Below are 19,251 nucleotides of genomic sequence, written 5' to 3'. Positions count from 1 at the left end.
TTTTCCCCTTTTTTAAGGGGGGTAAATTAAATAACCCCAGATTCTAAATAATTAATGGTTCCGGTATTAGAATTAATCTCAACTTCTATCCCCATAGGAAAAGTCAATACAGGTTCAATATGACCAATTTGTGCGCCAGACCAAGCAGGAATTCCTAACGGTTTGATATGATCGTTTAATACTTGTTCTAAGGTTAAAGAGGCATAATCTCCATCGGGGGAACAGTTAACACATTGTCCAAAAATAAACCCTGATAAACTATCTAATACTCCGGCAATTTTAAGATGGGTGAGTAAGCGATCAATACGATAAATATTTTCTCCCACATCTTCCACAAATAGAATATGTCCTTTAAAACTAGGGACATATTGAGATCCAATAATTCCCGATAAAACAGAAAGATTTCCCCCGATTAATTTACCATTTGCTGTTCCTGGTGTAATGGTTTGAATGCGATTTTTGACCTGCATTAACCGATCTGAATCTTCCCCATCAGGTTGATTTTTAAAGGTTACTTTTTCCCCTAAAAATAATGTTTCTTTAAAGGAATTTACTTGATCGGGTCGCCAAGAAGTAAACCCATTAGGGCCATGAAATGTCACTAATCCTGTTTTAGCATAAATAGCAATTAATAAGGCGGTTAAATCACTAAATCCGATGATAATTTTAGGGTTATTTTTAATTAAATTAAAATCTAAATAAGGAAGCATTCGAGCGCAACCCCAACCGCCACGAATGGGTAATAAAATATCAATTTTAGGGTCGGTAAAAAATTGATTTATATCCGCAGCACGGTCTTGATCTTTTCCCGCTAAATAACCATATTGATCTAATAAATGGGGTGCTAAATAAGGCACTAAACCTAACGATTTAACAGCATCTTGAACAATATCTATGTCTTGTTTAATAAAAGTTGTTCCCGCAGGACTCACTAACCCAACCCCTGACCCTGGTTTGAGTTTTCGGGGTTTAATAATGGGAGAATTAGCGGCTAACATGGTTGGAGAAAGGGAAGACAAAAGGGTTAAACTTGCGAGAGAAGCGGTTAAGAATTGACGGCGATTTAGGGGCATTTAAAATAATATAGTTTTTTGATTTAGTCTACCATATTTTTTGATTATAAATTTCATCTTCTTTGCTATAATCAGCAAAAAATTGTTCTGCTGCTAAACGTGACCAATCTTGATTTTCTGTGTTTTCTTATGCCCTAATATCTGTTGCTAAATATAACCCTTGTTGATTTTCTATTGGTTCAATTTGATTATAAGTAGCTGCAATTACAGTATATCCTTGATTATTCTCATCTAATACTTCTAATAAATAACCTTTTTCTTGTTTATTTTGACAATGCTCAACAATAATTGCTAAACATCCTTTTTTTAAATCATAATTAGGTAAGTCGGTTGTTAATCTAACTTCTGAGAATAGAGGTAATTGCATGATATTTCCTATTTAATTTTCTATAATAACAGGAATAATATTTTTAAAATTTTGGCAATCTATGTTTTTTAATTGACCTAATTTTCTTATGACCAAGCTTTTTTCAATAGTAGATATAATAGGTTTAATCACAGAAGGTTTAATGAGTCCTGCGGATAAAAAATCTATAATTTGTAATTCTCCCAAGGTTAAGGGTAACTTAATTTGACTGGTAATTGGCATAATGATTAAGTCTGGTTTTTGTTGATTGTAAGGACTGGAAATAATAACAACGGCTGGTCGTTTTTTCTTTAACGTTTGATCAGTGAAAGGAAAGGGAACTAGCAAAATATCTCCAAATTTATAAGTTGTCATAGTCTGCATCTTCTGGGTTATCCCAGATTTTGTTAAGGACGGGTTCAGAAAATTTACTGTATATATCTGTCAGGTTGTCTTCATTTAATGAATCAATAAATTGTTCAACTTGTTTAATTTTTTCGGGGGAAAGGTTTTCAATTTTCTTAATTAATTTATTGGCGATCTGGTTATGGGTTGTCATAGGTTTAATGGTGAGAAATAATTAGGATTTGGTTTTGAGTTTAACGGTGTTTTGGGTTTAACGGTGTTAAACCCCTACAAAAAATTATCACTCCTAACTCCTAACTCCTAACTCCTAACCCATCTCATTCAGCATTTTCTGATAATTATTTGTAACTTTAATTGTCGAAGTATGGTCTTTTCCTAACACATTTTCCAAGATTTTTATAGCCTCCACCAAGAGGTGTTTTGCTAGAATTAGACTTTAGCCTATTATGAATTTTTAGTTAACTCTGAAGAGTTAAACTATACAAACAAAGGTTGCCGACCCAACCTATAATTTAGTCCGCGAAGGCGGACTTTGTTTTGCTAGAATTAGGCTTTAGCCTATTATATATTTTTAGTTGACCTTGATCAATCTTGCTTTCCATGAATATTAATAGTATCAGCATTATAGATATTTCCTAGTTGCTTCCGTTGCTTTTCCAACTACCGTAGCAGAAGCATTAGTAAAGACAAAACCGACAATAGAACTCGCCAAAGAAGTCAATGAAATGGGGTCAATCATGATGTTAACTATCCTAACTTTTTTGATTATTTTATATCTATTTTAACCGAATAGCTAACATGGTGGGTTACGACGCATTTTTAGATACCTGTAACAACCTAAATTATCACCGTCTAACTACCCATTCACTATTTGACTGATAACGGATGAATAATAACGAATAATCGAGCTTTAAACCCTTACCAATTAACACATCTGACTTCTTATTTCAAAAAGGCTTGCTTTGTTTACATAAACCCGTTAGAATTACGATTAATTTTTGTGAAGGTTATCAGCCCTAGGGAATAGCCGTAAACAAAACTACCTAAGGAGGCGCGTCATGGATCAACTCAAGCAATATTGGGTTGCTCAAAGACTTGACAAAGACTTAGGAGATCCCTTGACTCCTGAGAATGTAATGTCGTTCAAGCAAGTCGTAGCTATCGATGAGAAAGAGGAATTTCCTCATTCAGAGATAGAATGGCTTTACAATTGGAAATTGCAACATTACTATGTTCCGGCGGAGTGTGGTGGGGAGTTTACCTCTTTTGAGGAATTTTTAGCCTTTGTTCGTGTCTTGTGCCGTCGAGATCAAACTATCGGGATCGCATTTACGACCCTATTTTGGTCTTTTATCACTTGGATGGCCGGCACAGATGAACAAAAGCAAAAGTTAGCCCAATTTATCAAAGATGAGAATGGGGCAATGTGTTTAGGCTATTCTGAACGAGAACATGGGAGTGATCTCGTTGGGGGTGATTTAACCGCTAAAAAAGTCCCAGGAGGATATATCCTCAATGGGGAAAAATGGCCAATTAATCGCGCTACCATCTCAGGAATATCCTATATTTTGGCCAAAACTGATCCCGAAGGGGGTCCAAAATGTTTAACCTTGTTTATGGTCGATAAACGAGAATTAAACCCTGATAATTACTACAATTTACCTAAAATTCTCACCCACGGTATTCGTGCATCGGATATGAGTGGGATTGGATTTAAAGATTGTTTTGTTCCTGACTCCATGCGTATTAAAGAGGAAGGAGACGGGTTAGAGTTTGCCTTAAAAGGGTTTCAAGTGACTCGTACCTTCTGCGCTGCTTTTTCATTAGGTGCAGCAGATACAGCCTTAAGAACTACCTTAAATTTTGCGCTTAATCGGGTTGTTTACGGGAAAAAGGTCATTGATATCCCCCAACCTCGTAAAATTCTGGTAGATGCCTTTTTAGATATCTTAATCTGTGATTGCGAAACTATTGGGGCCGCCAGAGGATTTCATGTTATCCCCGAACAATTTAGCGTTTGGGCCTCGGTGACAAAATACTTTGTCACAACCCAGTTAGAAACCATGATCAACAGCGTCTATACAGTGCTGGGATCACGGTTTTATATGCGGGATGAACATGATTATGGCATTTTTCAAAAGGTGCTGCGAGATAACTCCATCATTAGTATGTTTGATGGCAGTACGGTGGTAAATTTACACGCCTTAATCTTACAATTTCGTCAATTAACCAAATATCGGGCCCGTCGTAAACCAGAGGCGATCGCAAAATTACAAAAGCGACTGGAAACCATTTTTTCCCTAGCAAAACAGGTTCCTCAATTTGAACCCGAAAAATTAGAATTATTTGGCCGTGGTGTGGATGATCCGTTACAGGGGTTAGAAATTGCCCTACAACAGTTAGAAGCGTTAAAAGAAACTTCTGATGTGGATGAGGATGTGTTAGTAAACCTCATGGGTTTGGGTAACTTAATTCTAGAGGAATTAAATGACCATGATGAGTTAATTACGAACTCAAAATTTGAATATGGTCATGATCAGTCTCCAGAGTTGTTTGAAATTGCCAAAAAATATTGTATCCTTCATGCAGCTACCTGCTGTTTACAGATGTGGCTGTATAATCGGACAATTTTAGGCGAATTTTTTGCAAAAGGGGAATGGTTAGTGCTGAGTTTACATCGACTTTTACGCATGATTAGACCCTTACCCTATAGCATTTCTGATGCTTATGTCGCCAATACGGCTGAGGAACTGCTAAAACTGTGTAAAGAAGACAAACTTTTTTCAATTGTTCCTTTTCAACTTGCTCAATCACAAATAACAGAGGATCGCCCCCATGCAACTTCAAAGCTCCAGCTTAAAGCTTGATGAACCCAATACTGCCATAAAACCTGTCGAAACTGTTCAAAATTGGCTGATTCAGCAATTATCTGAGCAGTTGTCTCTTGATGCAACAACGATTCAAGTCAGTGAACCCTTAACCCGTTATGGGTTAGACTCAATTGATGCTGTTACCTTAGTCGGCGATCTCGAAGATTGGTTGGATTTGGATCTTCCAGATACCTTATTTTGGGATCATTCTACCATTGAAAAAGCGGCTCAGTATTTAGAGGAAAATTATGAGCTTGCTGATGCTTTAGAAAAGATAGACACAGAAGCAGTGGAAACTCCCGTTAACAAAACCCCAGAAAACAATAATGAGAAAAAAGGTTGGGGAAACCTCTTTGCAAAATTCAAATAAAGGATAAGATAGAGAGTTATAAACGGGGTTAGTAAGGAATTTAACTTAACTAACCCTGGTTTGTGATCTATGGATTCAAGTTATTTATGAACTACTCTGATTTTTCATTTTGGTGGATCTTAATCCTGTTTAGTGTTCCTTTTTTTACGGTTCGCTTCCTCGCTAAGTCTTCTAATCTATGGCGAGGTTTTTTTGATAGTATTGGCTTACTTGCTTTATCTCTTCTTTTATTTTTTAATGCTAGCCGCCCAAGTTTCATTATTTTTATTGCCGAGCTTGTTTTTAATTACTTGATGGTTGCTTGGATGCTGCGCTGTCAAGGAATAAAAGCCAAAGCCATTGCTACCACTGTTATTATTATTGATATCGCTATTTTAGCCTATTTTAAATATTTTACCTTTTTTGTCGAAGATGTGGTCGGTTTATTGATCAATATTCCTCAAAACTGGCAACAATTATCGCCTATTCCTGTTAGTAATCGAATTCCGCCTGGGCTATCATTTTATACCTTCCAAATGGTTGCTTTTGTCGTAGATTCTTCCACAGCTAGGAAAAAGAAAGCCATTGGCTTTATTGATTATGTTAACTTCGTTTCTTTCTTTCCTCAAATTGTTGCTGGTCCCATTGAGCGTCGTAAAGATTTATTACCTCAAATTGAATCTTTTCGCTTCAAATTTACCATAGAGAACTTTGAAAAAGGACTGAAATGGATATCTCTCGGCTTTTTTATGAAATTTGTTTTAGCCGATAATATCGCTCCTTATATTGATTTAAAAATTGCAGATAATGCTTGGATTGTTTGGTTTTTTGCCTTATTATTTACCCTAAGAATTTACTTTGATTTTGCAGGTTATAGTTTTGTTGCTGTTGGTCTTGCTTACTTTTTAGGAGTTAAATTAACCGTTAACTTTTTAGCTCCTTATACTTCCCAAAGTATCAATGAATTTTGGCGACGTTGGCACGTTACCTTAAGTACATGGTTCCGAGATTATGTCTTTTTGCCCTTAATGGGTTCTAATAAAAAATGGGCGGCATTCTATCTATTTTTAACCTTTACCTTATCAGGATTTTGGCATGGTGCAGCTTGGAATTTTATTATTTGGGGAGCTTATCACGGCGCATTATTGTTAGTATTGAGATATCTAGGCCGCCCTTTTTACGGGTTCCTGGGTAACTATATTCCCCGTCCACAAGTTGTCTCTTGGTTTTTGACCTTTAGTTCAGTAACATTAGGATGTCTGTTCTTTATGGAAACGAATAGCCACCGACTGTTAACTAAATTACAGACTTTAGTGACTCCTAGTGCTTATTCTTTAAATAACTTGCAAGCTGTCTTCGGGTCGTATAGTATTAATGAAACCTTAGCCCTGCTTTTTGTCCTCGCATTATCAACCTTTATTCTTGTGATGGAACAAATCGCTGTTTGGCAAGGTAAATTTGAATATGATTTATTATTGTCTCGGTGGTTATCACCTGTTTTATTGGGTTTAACAATTCTCTTAGCGGCCAACACACCATCAGAGTTTATTTACTTTGAATTCTAATGAATAACAAAAATGTCATCAATATTTGCGTTTTAGGGGGCGGTTTTAGCGGTTTATATACTGCTTTATACCTTAGCCACTTTCCTCAAGTAAAATCAGGTCAATGGCGCATTACTTTAGTCGAACGCAATGATCGCTTTTTATTTACTCCCTTATTATACGAATTAATTACAGGGGAATTACAACGGTGGGAAATTGCCCCATCCTATCAAAAATTGTTGGCAGGAACCCCTATACAGTTTTGTCAGCATACTATCAAAAAAATTGATTTTGATAGTCGTAATGTTGAATTAGACAATGATGATTTTCTGAGTTATGATTATTTAGTATTAGGATTAGGAACCCAAAACCGTTGGGCGGATATTCCAGGTTTAAAAAATCATGCTTTAACCTTTCGTACCTTAGAAGATGTGGAAAGGTTACAAGCTAAAATCCATCTCTTAGAAACCTCACAACGGAAATATTTACGAGTGGCCGTAATTGGGGGTGGCCCCAATGGCGTAGAATTATCTTGTAAGTTAGCAGATCGTTTAGGAAAACGGGCCGAAGTTTTATTAATAGAACGGGGAAATCAAATTTTAAAAGGGTTTTCTCAAGGAGTTCGTTCAGCTTCCTATCGTGCTTTAGGTTCCCGTCGTGTGCAGTTATATTTGACCACAGATGTGAATGAAATAACCGCAGATTCTCTTCATTTAACCCACGTTGAACAAGATTTAAGTTTGCCAGTTGATCTCGTGATTTGGGCGGCAGGAACCCAATCAAGACAAGTAATTAAAACCTTAAATTGTCAACATAGTGGTGGTGATAAACTTCTCATTAATCCGAGTTTACAATTAATTGATTATCCAGAGGTATTTGCCTTAGGAGATTTAGCTCAAATAAGTAATAAAAATAAGCCCCTTCCTGCCACGGCTCAAGTCGCTTATCAACAGGCAAGTTGTGCCGCTAAGAATATTGCGGCTGCCATTGAAGGAAAACCTTTAAAATCTTTTCATTATCTCCATTTAGGGGATATGTTAACATTAGGAAGTAGAACAGCCATTGTGTCTAGTTTCTTTTTAAATATTGATGGACAATTAGGGGGAATGATCAGAAGGTTGGCTTATATTTTCCGTCTACCAACGATGCGTCATCGACTCCAGGTATTAAGAAATTTTGTGCAGAAAATTGGCTTAAAAATCCGTCGTTTTTTCCGTTGGAGAATTACTCAATTATTGTCTCAAAAATCTAGTTAATATAGCAACGGGTTCTCAAATCGCTCCTTTCCAATCCTCTAAAATTCCACTAATGAGTCTTGGCCATATCTCCCATAGCAGGAAATTATATAAAACTTACGGGACTATCCAGCAGACAACGATATACTAAGCAAGGATGCTATATAACCAGCGAATGGATTAGATTCCTTCGCCTTTTCCCTATGGAAATTCTGAACTTATAACCTGTATTAAACAAGATGAACACAGGAATTGACCTACAAGCAAGTTTTATCGAATCCCTCAAACAATTAGGGCTTTCTAGTGGAGTCGCAAAGGCTTTATGGATTCCTTTGCCCTCCTTTTTGATGATTATTGGGGCAACAGTTGGGGTATTAGTGGTGGTTTGGTTAGAACGAAAAATCTCCGCCGCCGCCCAACAACGCATTGGCCCTGAATATGCCGGCCCTCTCGGAGTGTTGCAACCCGTGGCCGATGGCATTAAATTGGTGTTTAAAGAGGACATTATTCCCGCCAAAGCTGATCCTTGGTTATTTACATTGGGGCCGGTATTAGTGGTATTACCTGTCTTTCTTTCCTATTTAATCGTCCCCTTTGGTCAAAATTTAATCATTACTGACCTCAATGTAGGAATTTTCCTCTGGATTGCTTTATCCAGTATTGCTCCTATTGGTTTATTGATGTCTGGCTATGCTTCTAATAATAAGTATTCCCTGATAGGTGGGTTAAGGGCCGCGGCACAATCGATCAGTTATGAGATTCCCTTAGCGTTTGCTGTCTTGGCGATCGTCCTGATGTCTAATAGTCTCAGCACCATTGATATTGTCCAACAACAGGCAGGTTACGGTATCTTAGGCTGGAATATTTGGCGGCAACCTGTGGGATTTGTGATCTTTTGGATCGCAGCTTTGGCAGAATGCGAACGTCTTCCCTTTGATTTACCGGAAGCAGAAGAAGAAATTGTGGCCGGATACCAAACAGAATACGCAGGGATGAAGTTTGGCTTATTTTATGTGGCTTCTTACGTTAACTTAGTGTTATCTGCCCTCGTTTTTGCCGTCCTGTATTTGGGAGGTTGGGAATTTCCCGTTCCCCTAGATAAATTAGCAGGTTGGTTAGGGGTGAGTGAAACCAGTTCTTGGTTACAGGTGATTACTGCCGCTTTGGGCATTACTATGACCGTACTTAAAGCCTATTTTCTCATCTTTATTGCCGTTCTCATGCGTTGGACGGTTCCTCGCGTACGAATTGACCAATTGTTAGATTTAGGCTGGAAATTCCTTTTACCCGTTTCTCTTGTTAATCTATTATTAACTGCCGCCCTAAAATTAGCGTTTCCTGTGGCATTTGGTGGTTAATTATTCTCTGTTTGTTGTTAACGACTCAGTCAATAACCGTTATGTTCAAGATTCTCAAACAAGTCAGCGATTATGCCAAAGGTACGGTTGAGGCGGCTAAGTATATCGGCGAAGGTTTATCTGTCACCTTTGATCATATGCGTCGTCGTCCCGTTACTGTACAATATCCCTACGAAAAGTTAATTCCCTCGGAAAGATATCGGGGCAGAATTCACTATGAATTCGATAAGTGTATTTCTTGTGAAGTTTGTGTTCGTGTCTGTCCTATTAATCTTCCTGTCGTCGATTGGGAATTTAATAAGGAATTGAAAAAGAAAGAACTCAAACACTACAGTATTGATTTTGGGGTCTGTATTTTTTGTGGCAATTGTGTTGAATATTGTCCCACAAATTGTCTATCCATGACGGAAGAATATGAGCTGGCAACCTATGATCGTCATGAATTAAATTATGATAATATTGCCCTCGGACGCTTACCCTATAAAGTGACTCAAGACCCGATGGTGACTCCCTTACGAGAGTTAGGATATTTACCGAAAGGGGTTCTTGATCCTCATGATTTACCCGTAGGAAGTCAACGCTCAGGGAAACGTCCTGAAGACATTATCGAAGAGACGAAATCTTAAGGGCGAGATAGTTGATAGGAATTAACAATGACCCAAAGATTTTAGCTTGGAAATTGAACATAAATGCAACATCTAAAATCCTATGACCTATCAACTATTAACTATTAACTATCAACTGAAAAAAAGGAGCATCAAAGATAGTGAATTTGGCAGAAGGCGTTCAAGTGGTTTCTTTTGCAATTTTAGCCGGGTTAGTAATTGCTACTGCCTTGGGCGTTGTTTTACTCTCTAATATTGTTTATTCTGCTTTTTTATTAGGGGGAGTTTTTCTCAGTATTTCAGGAATTTATATTCTCTTAAATGCTGATTTTGTGGCCGCGGCTCAAGTGTTAATTTATGTGGGAGCCGTCAATGTTTTAATCTTGTTTGCTATCATGTTGGTGAACAAAAAACAAGATTATTCAACTGTACCTCGACGCTGGATACGCAAGGCAGCAACAGCCTTAGTTTGTGGGGGAATTTTTGTCTTACTGGCTACCATGATTTTTATTACCCCTTGGTCAATCGAAACTAATGCACCAGGGATGATTGAGAATACAGTTGTGGAGATTGGAAAGCATTTCTTTAGTGATTTTCTCCTGCCTTTTGAATTAGCTTCTGTCTTGTTATTAATGGCCATGGTAGGGGCAATTATTCTGGCCCGTCGTGACTTTATTCCTGATACTTTGCCCACAACTCAAGAAGGGGTAATTACTTCCTTGACTTTACCCGAACGTCTCACGGAATTAGAAGCAAGAGAGTTAACTGCTTCTAAATCTTCAGACTAAGAAAATCCTAATTTTGTTGAGTGAAAACGAGGTATTATGCAAGTAGAATTGGAGTTTTGTTTATTACTGGCTGCTGCTCTTTTCTGTATTGGAATTTATGGATTAGTGACCAGTCGCAATGCAGTTCGCGTGTTAATGTCCATTGAATTATTATTAAATGCGGTAAATATTAATTTAATCGGATTTTCTAATTTTCTTGATCCAGTTGGCATTAAAGGTCAGGTTTTTACCGTATTTGTGATTACCGTTGCCGCAGCAGAAGCAGCAGTCGGTTTAGCGATTGTTTTGGCGATTTATCGTAACCGAGAAACAACGGACATGGAGCAATTTAATTTGCTAAAATGGTAAAAGGCTGAGAAAGTTTTGCCCTCTTTTTTCCCCGATGAGATTAGTTTCGTCGGGTTATTTTTTTCCGTTTAGGAGTACGAGATCTAGTCTTTTTTTGAGAACGTTTGATTGCTGTTCCCAGGCGATCACTGATACTATGACTCATGGCCCCTAACTCTAACCCAACCCAAAGGGCGATCGCTTCTAAACCATAGTCCGTTGTCACTAAAGTCAGGGTATTATAACTAAAAGTTTGCCAATTCCAAGGAAACCCCCAAAATAGTTGGGCGATCGCAACCCCAAATATAGCCAGAATCATCACAATAGTAGATAGGTAAACCACCCTAAGCAGGGTTCCCACCAAAAACCCATGAGAGAAAAAAGAACGATGTTTGAGACAAGAGCGATAGGGTAGCCAAATCCAGCGAATAATTCCCCATCGTTTATATTGAAGGGAGTAAATATCGAGATCTGGGCCAAACATCAACCCACTGAACAAATAAGCCCCGCTAAACCAAAGAATTAAGTCAAAGCGACGGGTGAAGATATATCCTACCAAAGCGAGGCCAGGTAAGCTTAAAACCGTAATGCGATCGTGGGTGCGACCAGAAGGCATAAAAAAAATTTTGTATTTTGAGCAATATGTGTTATCTTAGTAAAGCATGAGTTCGGGCGATTAGCTCAGTGGTAGAGCTCCTGCCTTACAAGCAGGCTGTCACTGGTTCAAGTCCAGTATCGCCCATAATTATAGATAAAAGCGACCCAAATCTGTCATTAATTACAGATTTGGGTCTTTCAAATATTAAGTGTTATCGCTTAATATTGAACCATATTATAGTTAGTCGGAGTATCAAATAAAAGATCCTCAAGGAGTAAAAGAAGGTAAGTATAATATTAATGTTAAGGAAGATTTTAAAGAGGTTGCTATTCAAAAAATGAAGTTAAGTAGTTGTACAAAATAAATTTCCTAGCCAAAAAACATGAAAACCTATTATTCAGAAATTGGCGGAGATTTTAAGGGTATTCAGGGAGATATTAGCGGCGGAGTTATCAATCAATATATTATTACTGAAAAATCTGGAATTGAAATTGGCTCTCCCGTACTTGTGGTGATAAGTAAAGCTTATAATTCGTAGGGTGGGTTAGACGCGGCTATGATTTTGATGAAAAACTAATAAGTTTTAATCCGCGTCGTAACCCACCATCTTAAGTATTGTAGCTGATTATACATTTTATACCAAGATGTCGGGAGAGCCAAAAGTTCCATCCTCTAGCAACTCATAAGTTGCTTTTTGCATCGCTGTAGCAATATATTTAGTTAACATAACGCTTCTTCATCAAGTCTGTTTTGATTATAGCCAAATCAGCAATTCTGGTGTTAAGGAGGAGGATAGGCTGGGATTTGTGGGAAAGTCACGAAGGTATTAAAAGTATTTTAGGATTTCTATTAGAAGTTTATTTTGTTGAAAAATTCCTGCCGTTACTTCATCAATATCTGTTAAAGTTTGAACCCGAATCAGCAGGGAAAGGCGATAATGTAGTTTTAGTATGTCAACCACTTATCTTAACAGTTGAAGAAAACCAAGGTTAACACAAATATGGACTTACTCATTGCTAGTATCACCCTCCCCTTTGTTTTCGCCTTCGGTGCTTGTATTGGTAGCTTTCTTAACGTCGTTATCTATCGCTTACCTGCGGGACTTTCCCTCATTCACCCCCCTTCCCGTTGTCCTAAATGTGAACATCGTCTCGGAAAAACCGAAAATGTCCCCGTGTTGGGGTGGTTATGGTTGCGGGGCCGTTGTCGTTGGTGTCACGCCCCCATTTCTATACGCTATCCTTTAATAGAAGCAACAACAGCCCTTCTATTTTGTCTGGTCTTTTGGCAATTCCAATTTACCCTAGTCACTCTCGGTTATTGGGTGTTAGTTAGTTGGTTAGTTGCCCTCTCCATGATTGATTTTGATACCATGACCTTACCTGGAAGTTTAACCAAATCTGGGTTAGTTTTAGGGTTAATCTTTCAAGGGGTGATCGGTTGGCAAACGAATCAAACAGCAGATTACTTGATGACGGGTATTGGTAGCGCAGTTTTGGGAATTTGGCTATTTGATTTGATTGGATTTGGTGGCACGATTATTTTAAAACAACAAGCATTAGGGGGAGGTGACTCCAAATTAGCGGCCATGCTTGGGGCCTGGTTAGGCTGGAAATATTTGTTACTCACCAGTTTTTTGGCCTGTGGTATCGGGGCCTTATTTGGGGGTGGGGCAATGTTATTGAGAAGACTCGATCGCGGAGATCCCTTTCCGTTTGGCCCATTCTTAGCCTTGGGAGCAATTTTAACCCTATTTTGGGGGCAAACCATTGTATCCACTTATATCAGAATTTTCTTCCCCATGATCTAAGCAAATCGCTTATCTTTATAGAGGCGATCAAGAATGAATAACTTCTGACTTTTAAGTTAATCATCATCATGACTGATAAAATGAATTCTGTGGCTTGGATTACCGTAAAAACTACAAGGGCCCGTTGGGAAGCTGAATTAATGCAGCAACTCCTAGCCGCCTATGATATTCCTAGCCGTGTCATTGATATTGGCATTGGGATCTATTGTGGTCAAGGATCTCAGGCAGCCCTACAAGTTTGTTCACCTGATCAGTGGACAGCATTGTTATTATTAAGTGCGCCGGAAGAAGATTAACAAAATCCTCCCTCAAAATTATCGTTAATATTGTTATCGATCTATGTCTATATTTGATTGGTTTGCTAAACAAGAAAAGTCAGAACCCCCCATTCAACAACAACAGCAAGAACGGGAAATTGCCGATGGCCTATGGACAAAGTGCGAAGCCTGTACTGCTTTAACTTATACCAAAGACCTCAAGATAAATCAATTGGTTTGTACGGAATGTGGCCATCATTTTCGGGTAGAAAGCGATGAACGAATTGCTCAATTAATTGATGATAAGACTTGGAAACCTCTGAATACTCATTTAGAACCCACTGATCCCCTAAAATTCTATGATCGCAAATCCTACAGCGATCGCATTAAGGACACTCAGGAAAAAACAGGTCTGATCGATGCGGTACAAACGGGAACGGGGTTAATTGATGGTTTACCCTTGGCCCTAGGGGTGATGGACTTCCGCTTTATGGGAGGCAGTATGGGGTCTGTGGTGGGGGAAAAACTCTGTCGTCTCATTGAACACGCAACGGAGGAACGCATACCTGTGGTGATTATTTGTGCTTCTGGTGGGGCGCGAATGCAGGAAGGAATGTTAAGTTTGATGCAGATGGCCAAAATTTCAGGGGCCCTAGAACGCCATCGTAATCGAAAATTACTCTATATTCCAGTCTTAACTCATCCGACAACGGGAGGGGTAACAGCCAGTTTTGCGATGTTAGGTGATATTATTATTGCGGAACCGAATGCGACGATTGGATTTGCAGGACGACGGGTAATTGAACAAACCTTACGAGAAAAGTTACCGGAAGGGTTCCAAACCTCGGAGTATTTATTAAAACATGGCTTTGTAGATGCGATCGTCCCTCGTACTCAGTTAAAGAAAACCTTAGCCTCTTTAATTAGTTTACATCAGCCCTTTTTTCCCGTTCTTCAACCTTTGAATGTTCATGTTAAACATCAAGAGGAAGATGTTTTGTTGAAATTAGATGCTCAACAAGGATAATAGGCTATTGACGCATCCTAAATGCGTTTTAGCCAGGCAAATGTGCCTTACTTTAAAAAAATATCTGAAATACCTTCCGCTATATCTTGTAACGCTTTAGGAGATGGTTGGGGAGCAATAATTGTCTCAGAAGATAACCCCGCGATCGCAAACATTCCCAATTTTAAAGGGGTAGCAACAACTATGGCTATTTTCTCCTATGTTGGAGACTGATCTAGAATATCTTCATAAAATGTTGTCTTCTGACTCCCCTGTCAGGAGATAATAAGAATAAAATCTAATTGATTAACCAAGGATTGGGTATAAACGATGACTTATTCAACCACTGAACCGACCTTAGCAGATAATTTTACCAGCACCCATGGCACTCATCAAGACGTAATAGAAACTGTTATCGGCAGTTTACAACAAAATGATAGTGCAATGGTTTATCAGAATCAACAAGGACATCTCTGGAAATTTAACTACGGTAGTGTAGAAACTTATGTTCAACTAACAGGAGAAACTGACGAAGATTTATTAACAGTTTGGTCCCCTGTTTTAACCCTTCCTGCTAAAGATGAACCGGGGTTGATGCGGAAATTATTAGAAATGAATTGGGCAGAAACCTTAGAAACTCGTTTCGGTATCATGAATGAGCAAGTGGTTGTTTTAACTCAACGCGCTGTTGCTGATTTATCCCCAGTCGAAATTTCTCGCGCTATCACTTTAGTGGCTACCATTGCTGATGATAATCATGAAATTCTTAAGGAAAAATTTGGGGGAAGTTAAGCAAGATCAAAATTAATATTTTCCTTACTCTTCACAGATCATGTTTCAGATTAAACAAGAAACCTTATCCCTGATAACAAGGGATGGAATTCGCCTTGATTCTGATATTTACCGTCCCCAAAGTTCTGAGCCTTTTCCTGTCCTATTGATGCGTCAACCCTACGGCAGAAAAATTGCTTCTACCGTAGTTTATGCTCACCCCGCATGGTATGCTGCCCAAGGGTATATTGTGGTTATTCAAGATGTCAGAGGTCGAGGCACGTCTCAAGGAGAATTTGAATTATTTGCTGATGAAATAGAGGACGGTTTAGATACTATAAATTGGGTTTCTCAATTACCAGGCAGTACGGGAAACGTGGGAATGTACGGCTTTTCTTATCAAGGAATGACTCAATTATCTGCGGCATCGACTAAACCAAAAGCACTAAAAACTATCTGTCCGGCCATGATTGCTTATGATTTATATAGTGATTGGGGTTATGAAAATGGGGCTTTTTGTTTACAGACAAATTTAGGGTGGGCAATACAATTAGCCGCAGAAACTGCTAGATTACAAGGGGATACAATTGCTTTTCAAAAACTCTATGCAGCTTCTCATAATTTACCTTTATATGATCCCATTCCAGCCTATCCTAATTTACTTAAAGAAGTTGCCCCTGATTCTTTTTATCATGACTGGTTAAATCATCCTTATCCTGATGATTATTGGGCAAAATTATCTCCGAAAACCTTCATCGATAAATTAGATTTACCGATGTTACATATTGGGGGATGGTTTGATCCTTATCTACGAGGAACATTGAATCTTTATAAAGCTATGAAAACTCGTAGTAAACTTCTTCAACATCTGATTATTGGCCCTTGGGGACATCTTCCCTGGAGTCCACAAGTCGGCTCAATTAATTATACAAAATCAGCCATTAGTTTTATTGATCAATATCAAATTAATTGGTTTAATTATTTCCTAAAATATCAAGATAATTCTCCCTTAAATTTCGATTCTGTGCTATTATTTGAAATGGGAAGTGATAAATGGAGAACCCTTGATAATTTCCCGATTAACAACTATCATTATTATTATTTATTCAGTCAAGGATTAGCTAGTATTCGAGAGGATGATGGACAATTAAGCGACAATGTTCCCAAGGCAATATCTATGGATATTATAGTTCACGATCCGTGGCGACCTGTTCCTTCTTTGGGAGGTCATGCTAGTATTCCATCAGGATCTTTTGATCGCTCTAGTGTAGATAGTCGTTCTGATGTTTTGACCTATACTTCTCAACCCTTAACTGAAGATTTAGAAATTATTGGTGAGCCTTTTTTAGAGATTTATTGTATAGCAGATGCCCCAAGTTTTGATATTTGTGCTGTCTTATCTGAGGTATTTCCTGATGGAAAAGTCGATAATTTTAGTCAGGGCTATATGAGAGTAGATTCTGATGAATTACCTCACAAAATTGCTTTACAAGCAACTTGTATGAGAATTAGTAAAGGAAATTGTCTTCGCTTAAGTTTAAGTGGGGCCTGTTTTCCAGCTTATTCCTTGAATACAGGAACCGGAAAATTACCCAAAGAAGAACGATTGATCGAAGCAAAAATTATCACCTTAACTGTGACAAGTCGGCCAGATAAACCCTCTAAAATTAGTTTACCTATAAGCAGTTAAAGAATTTCCTTAATTAACCCCGACGGGACTATCTATTTCTTCTATATCTTCAACAAATTGAGCCGCCCCATTACCATTAAGATCAGGAACCTCTGGCGTTGGAGGAACGAGATCCTCAACCGCATTAATGGCTGCCCCTAACACGGGAACCTCTGCATCCGATAATTGGTCGATCGCTTCATTTAATAAACTAGAACGGGTTGCCCCTGGACGGGTGACTAACATCAGTCCATCACTCAGGGGTTCTAATAATAGGGCATCATTACAACGAGACAAAGAAGGGGTGTCAACGATCACCATATCAAACCGCCCCCTTGCGTCCTTGAGAAGCAATTGTAACTCACTCGATTCAATGATTGCGGCCGCTTGACGTTGGGGCCCTGGACTCGGTAAAACGTATAAATTAGCCACCCCAGGCACAAGATCAATGGCATCACTGCGATCGCCATAATAGCGCAAAGGTTCTAAACTCGCATTAGGATCAGGTGTCACCTCTAACCATTCCGCTTTAGACGGGGCCCGCAGATCAGCCTCCACCAGTAACGTCCGTTTTCCCGCATGGGCGCAAGCGATCGCCAAATTGTAGGCCGTCGCGCTTTTTCCTTCCTCATTGGCGATACTGGTAATCAGAATCACCTTAGACGCATCCGACCCCAAACGGCGTAAATTACTGCGAAGTCGTTCATAAAAACTGAGATCTCCCGACTCTCCCTCCAATAAAATCGGGCTGAGATCCTCTCGATATAAAGAACTGTAAATAAACGGTAACTGTCCCAACAAAGGAACCTCTCGATCAGCCAAAGCATCTCGAATTTCTTGGGGAGTATGTAAACGATCATCCAGTAACGCCAGCAAGAGAATCACCCCAAAACCCGCCACAAGACCGATACCACCACCGGCTGCAATAATCAATAAACGATTTATCTGGGTGGGTTCCGTTGGGGCCGCTGGTCGATAAGTAGCCGGAATAGCAACAGAGAGACTGCCCACAGTTTCTGCTTCTGCCGATTGAGCATCCACTAAAGCCGTTAAAATATTTTGATAAACAATCCGTTGAAATTCCACTTCTTGTACCAGTTTTGCTTGCCGCAACTGTTTATCAGGAAACTTTTCATACTGTTCCCGTAATTGTTGCTCCGTTTTAACCACAGATTGTAATTGTTTAAATAAACCCGCCCGTTGTGTTTGTAAAACTAACAATTGACTGGCTAATTGTTGCCGACTGGGATCAAGACTACTATCTTGACGAATTTGAGCGAGAGGGACAGGAGTTAAATTCCTCGCGCCCATTAATTCTTGGGCCCTCTCTTGGAATAACTTTTCGTTGACTTGTTTTTGCTTCAGTAATCTAACAATGGTGGGATGTTCAGGCTTTAAGTCGAGTTGCAGACGCTCCAACTGTAATTCTGTTTGCAAGATTTGGGCCCGTAAATTGGCTAATAAAGGATCGGCACTCAACGCGACTGAAGTGTATGCTTGTTCTGGTGTTAACCCTAATTGACTGATGAGATTATTGATCCTACCTTCCACTTCTTGGAGAGCTAATTGTAGCTCTCTTTGTCTTTGTTGACTATTGGTAATCCCACTAAAAAGACTACCATCTTGAATGGCTAATAAATCCGAACCCTCTTGAGAGATATAACGATAAAAGCGATTTTCAGCCGCGGTTAGATCCTTTTGCACTTGATCTAAGCGTTTACTGAGAGCCTCAATGCGACTTCGTAATTCAGAGGTATTAAGCCAACGGCTGTAGTCTACCATTTCCTTCATAAAGGTTTCTAAAATCAGAGTTGCCCTCGTGGGAGATTCCTGATCGGTATACTCCAAAGAAATAATAGAAGATGGGGTTTCACCTTTTTTTGCGGGTTCAGGGGTTTGAATTTGTAGGGTTTTGTCCCGAATTTTGACTATTTCATCCGGTTTAAGCTTTAATTGCTCCATCACGTTCCTAACAACTCGTTCGGACAACAGCATATTTTTACTAATTGACCGTCCTTGTGCCTGGAGTTCCGTCCCGGTGGTGGTAAAGGCCGGAGGGGGTTCGGAAAATGTCAATTGTCCCGCGGCTTTATAAGTAGGGGATGGTGGGGGGGCAGGGGGTTGTAGTGCTACAATGCCGGAAATGCCAAAACCTGCCAGCATCGTTAACAATCCTAGCCAGTAATTTTGTTGAAAAGAAATAGCAAATCGTTTAACAATAGGGGGAGCCATAGATTTTAAGAATATAAGTTATAGATGTTACTATTTTAAACCGTTGT

General features: G+C 39.0%; 21 protein-coding genes, 1 tRNA gene and 1 pseudogene. 16 read left to right on the top strand and 7 right to left on the bottom strand.

Going from position 1 to position 19,251, the window contains the following annotated elements; genetic code table 11:
• Positions 1–26: 26 nt before the first annotated feature.
• The 4 genes from VB715_RS01765 to VB715_RS01750 all read right to left on the bottom strand — a co-directional run bounded on the left by VB715_RS01765 (position 27) and on the right by VB715_RS01750 (position 1,978).
• A complete protein-coding gene (locus tag VB715_RS01765) occupies positions 27–1,073 on the bottom strand; it encodes an LD-carboxypeptidase (protein WP_323299474.1) in 1,047 nt (348 codons plus the stop codon).
• A 127-nt stretch (positions 1,074–1,200) separates the two neighbouring features.
• Positions 1,201–1,440 carry a DUF4926 domain-containing protein gene (locus VB715_RS01760; RefSeq protein ID WP_323299473.1) on the bottom strand — a complete coding sequence of 80 codons (240 nt, stop codon included), beginning with the start codon at positions 1,438–1,440 and terminating at the stop codon, positions 1,201–1,203.
• Between the two features lie 12 nt (positions 1,441–1,452).
• Positions 1,453–1,794, bottom strand: a complete 342-nt coding sequence (locus VB715_RS01755) for a type II toxin-antitoxin system PemK/MazF family toxin (RefSeq protein WP_323299472.1) — start codon at positions 1,792–1,794, stop codon at positions 1,453–1,455.
• Positions 1,781–1,978, bottom strand: coding sequence for a toxin-antitoxin system, antitoxin component, Xre family protein (locus tag VB715_RS01750; protein ID WP_323299471.1), 198 nt, complete (start codon positions 1,976–1,978; stop codon positions 1,781–1,783). Before VB715_RS01750 ends, VB715_RS01755 begins: the two co-directional genes overlap by 14 nt.
• An 865-nt stretch (positions 1,979–2,843) precedes the next feature.
• Here VB715_RS01750 and VB715_RS01745 point away from each other — a divergent pair.
• The 8 genes from VB715_RS01745 (at position 2,844) to nuoK (ending at position 10,882) form a co-directional block, all read left to right on the top strand.
• A complete protein-coding gene (locus VB715_RS01745) occupies positions 2,844–4,652 on the top strand; it encodes an acyl-CoA dehydrogenase (protein WP_323299470.1) in 1,809 nt (602 codons plus the stop codon).
• A complete protein-coding gene (locus VB715_RS01740; protein WP_323299469.1) occupies positions 4,621–5,025 on the top strand; it encodes an acyl carrier protein in 405 nt (134 codons plus the stop codon). The genes VB715_RS01745 and VB715_RS01740 overlap by 32 nt, the downstream gene beginning before the upstream one ends.
• Before the next feature lie 86 nt (positions 5,026–5,111).
• Positions 5,112–6,569, top strand: a complete 1,458-nt coding sequence (locus tag VB715_RS01735; protein ID WP_323299468.1) for an MBOAT family O-acyltransferase — start codon at positions 5,112–5,114, stop codon at positions 6,567–6,569.
• Positions 6,569–7,804 (top strand): NAD(P)/FAD-dependent oxidoreductase, encoded by a 1,236-nt coding sequence (locus tag VB715_RS01730; RefSeq protein WP_323299467.1) that lies wholly within the window; start codon positions 6,569–6,571, stop codon positions 7,802–7,804. Before VB715_RS01735 ends, VB715_RS01730 begins: the two co-directional genes overlap by 1 nt.
• Positions 7,805–8,022: 218 nt before the next feature.
• Positions 8,023–9,141 carry an NADH-quinone oxidoreductase subunit NuoH gene (gene nuoH / locus VB715_RS01725; protein ID WP_323299466.1) on the top strand — a complete coding sequence of 373 codons (1,119 nt, stop codon included), beginning with the start codon at positions 8,023–8,025 and terminating at the stop codon, positions 9,139–9,141.
• Positions 9,142–9,182: 41 nt separating this feature from the next.
• Positions 9,183–9,767 (top strand): NAD(P)H-quinone oxidoreductase subunit I, encoded by a 585-nt coding sequence (gene ndhI, locus VB715_RS01720; RefSeq protein WP_323299465.1) that lies wholly within the window; start codon positions 9,183–9,185, stop codon positions 9,765–9,767.
• A gap of 140 nt (positions 9,768–9,907) precedes the next feature.
• Positions 9,908–10,534: an NADH-quinone oxidoreductase subunit J gene (locus VB715_RS01715; protein WP_323299464.1), complete on the top strand. Its 627-nt coding sequence runs from the start codon at positions 9,908–9,910 to the stop codon at positions 10,532–10,534.
• Between the two features lie 36 nt (positions 10,535–10,570).
• Complete coding sequence (nuoK, locus tag VB715_RS01710; protein ID WP_323299463.1) at positions 10,571–10,882, top strand: NADH-quinone oxidoreductase subunit NuoK; 312 nt, start codon at positions 10,571–10,573, stop codon at positions 10,880–10,882.
• 40 nt (positions 10,883–10,922) lie between these two features.
• Here nuoK and VB715_RS01705 read toward each other — a convergent pair whose 3' ends face one another.
• Positions 10,923–11,477 carry a metal-binding protein gene (locus tag VB715_RS01705; protein WP_323299462.1) on the bottom strand — a complete coding sequence of 185 codons (555 nt, stop codon included), beginning with the start codon at positions 11,475–11,477 and terminating at the stop codon, positions 10,923–10,925.
• A gap of 54 nt (positions 11,478–11,531) precedes the next feature.
• Here VB715_RS01705 and VB715_RS01700 point away from each other — a divergent pair.
• From VB715_RS01700 to accD, 6 genes are all read left to right on the top strand, one after another.
• Positions 11,532–11,603 (top strand) — tRNA-Val (locus VB715_RS01700).
• A 238-nt stretch (positions 11,604–11,841) separates the two neighbouring features.
• Positions 11,842–11,997: a hypothetical protein gene (locus VB715_RS01695; protein ID WP_323299461.1), complete on the top strand. Its 156-nt coding sequence runs from the start codon at positions 11,842–11,844 to the stop codon at positions 11,995–11,997.
• Positions 11,998–12,209: 212 nt separating this feature from the next.
• A complete protein-coding gene (locus VB715_RS01690; protein WP_323299460.1) occupies positions 12,210–12,452 on the top strand; it encodes a hypothetical protein in 243 nt (80 codons plus the stop codon).
• Between the two features lie 7 nt (positions 12,453–12,459).
• Positions 12,460–13,269: a prepilin peptidase gene (locus tag VB715_RS01685; RefSeq protein ID WP_323299459.1), complete on the top strand. Its 810-nt coding sequence runs from the start codon at positions 12,460–12,462 to the stop codon at positions 13,267–13,269.
• Positions 13,270–13,337: 68 nt separating this feature from the next.
• Positions 13,338–13,565, top strand: a complete 228-nt coding sequence (locus VB715_RS01680) for a hypothetical protein (protein ID WP_323299458.1) — start codon at positions 13,338–13,340, stop codon at positions 13,563–13,565.
• A 43-nt stretch (positions 13,566–13,608) separates the two neighbouring features.
• The gene (accD, locus tag VB715_RS01675; protein WP_323299457.1) at positions 13,609–14,553 is read left to right on the top strand and encodes an acetyl-CoA carboxylase, carboxyltransferase subunit beta; all 945 of its coding nucleotides are present in this window, start codon (positions 13,609–13,611) and stop codon (positions 14,551–14,553) included.
• 47 nt (positions 14,554–14,600) lie between these two features.
• On the opposite strand, the pseudogene VB715_RS01670 reads toward accD, so the two are convergent.
• Positions 14,601–14,714, bottom strand: a pseudogene (locus tag VB715_RS01670) (TetR/AcrR family transcriptional regulator); the annotation flags it as partial.
• Positions 14,715–14,862: 148 nt separating this feature from the next.
• Between VB715_RS01670 and VB715_RS01665 the strand changes: the two are divergent.
• Both VB715_RS01665 and VB715_RS01660 read left to right on the top strand, forming a co-directional pair.
• Positions 14,863–15,324 carry a YbjN domain-containing protein gene (locus VB715_RS01665; protein ID WP_323299456.1) on the top strand — a complete coding sequence of 154 codons (462 nt, stop codon included), beginning with the start codon at positions 14,863–14,865 and terminating at the stop codon, positions 15,322–15,324.
• A 40-nt stretch (positions 15,325–15,364) separates the two neighbouring features.
• On the top strand, positions 15,365–16,993 hold the full coding sequence (locus tag VB715_RS01660; protein WP_323299455.1) for a CocE/NonD family hydrolase: 1,629 nt from the start codon (positions 15,365–15,367) through the stop codon (positions 16,991–16,993).
• 9 nt (positions 16,994–17,002) lie between these two features.
• On the opposite strand, the gene VB715_RS01655 is transcribed toward VB715_RS01660, so the two are convergent.
• Positions 17,003–19,204, bottom strand: coding sequence for an ATPase (locus tag VB715_RS01655; protein WP_323299454.1), 2,202 nt, complete (start codon positions 19,202–19,204; stop codon positions 17,003–17,005).
• Positions 19,205–19,251: the final 47 nt, after the last annotated feature.

The organism is Crocosphaera sp. UHCC 0190 (genome assembly GCF_034932065.1).
In the GTDB taxonomy this organism is placed as follows: Bacteria; Cyanobacteriota; Cyanobacteriia; order Cyanobacteriales; family Microcystaceae; genus UHCC-0190.
Note: the sequence above shows the minus strand (reverse complement) of the source record. Positions and strands in the feature narration are given on the sequence as shown.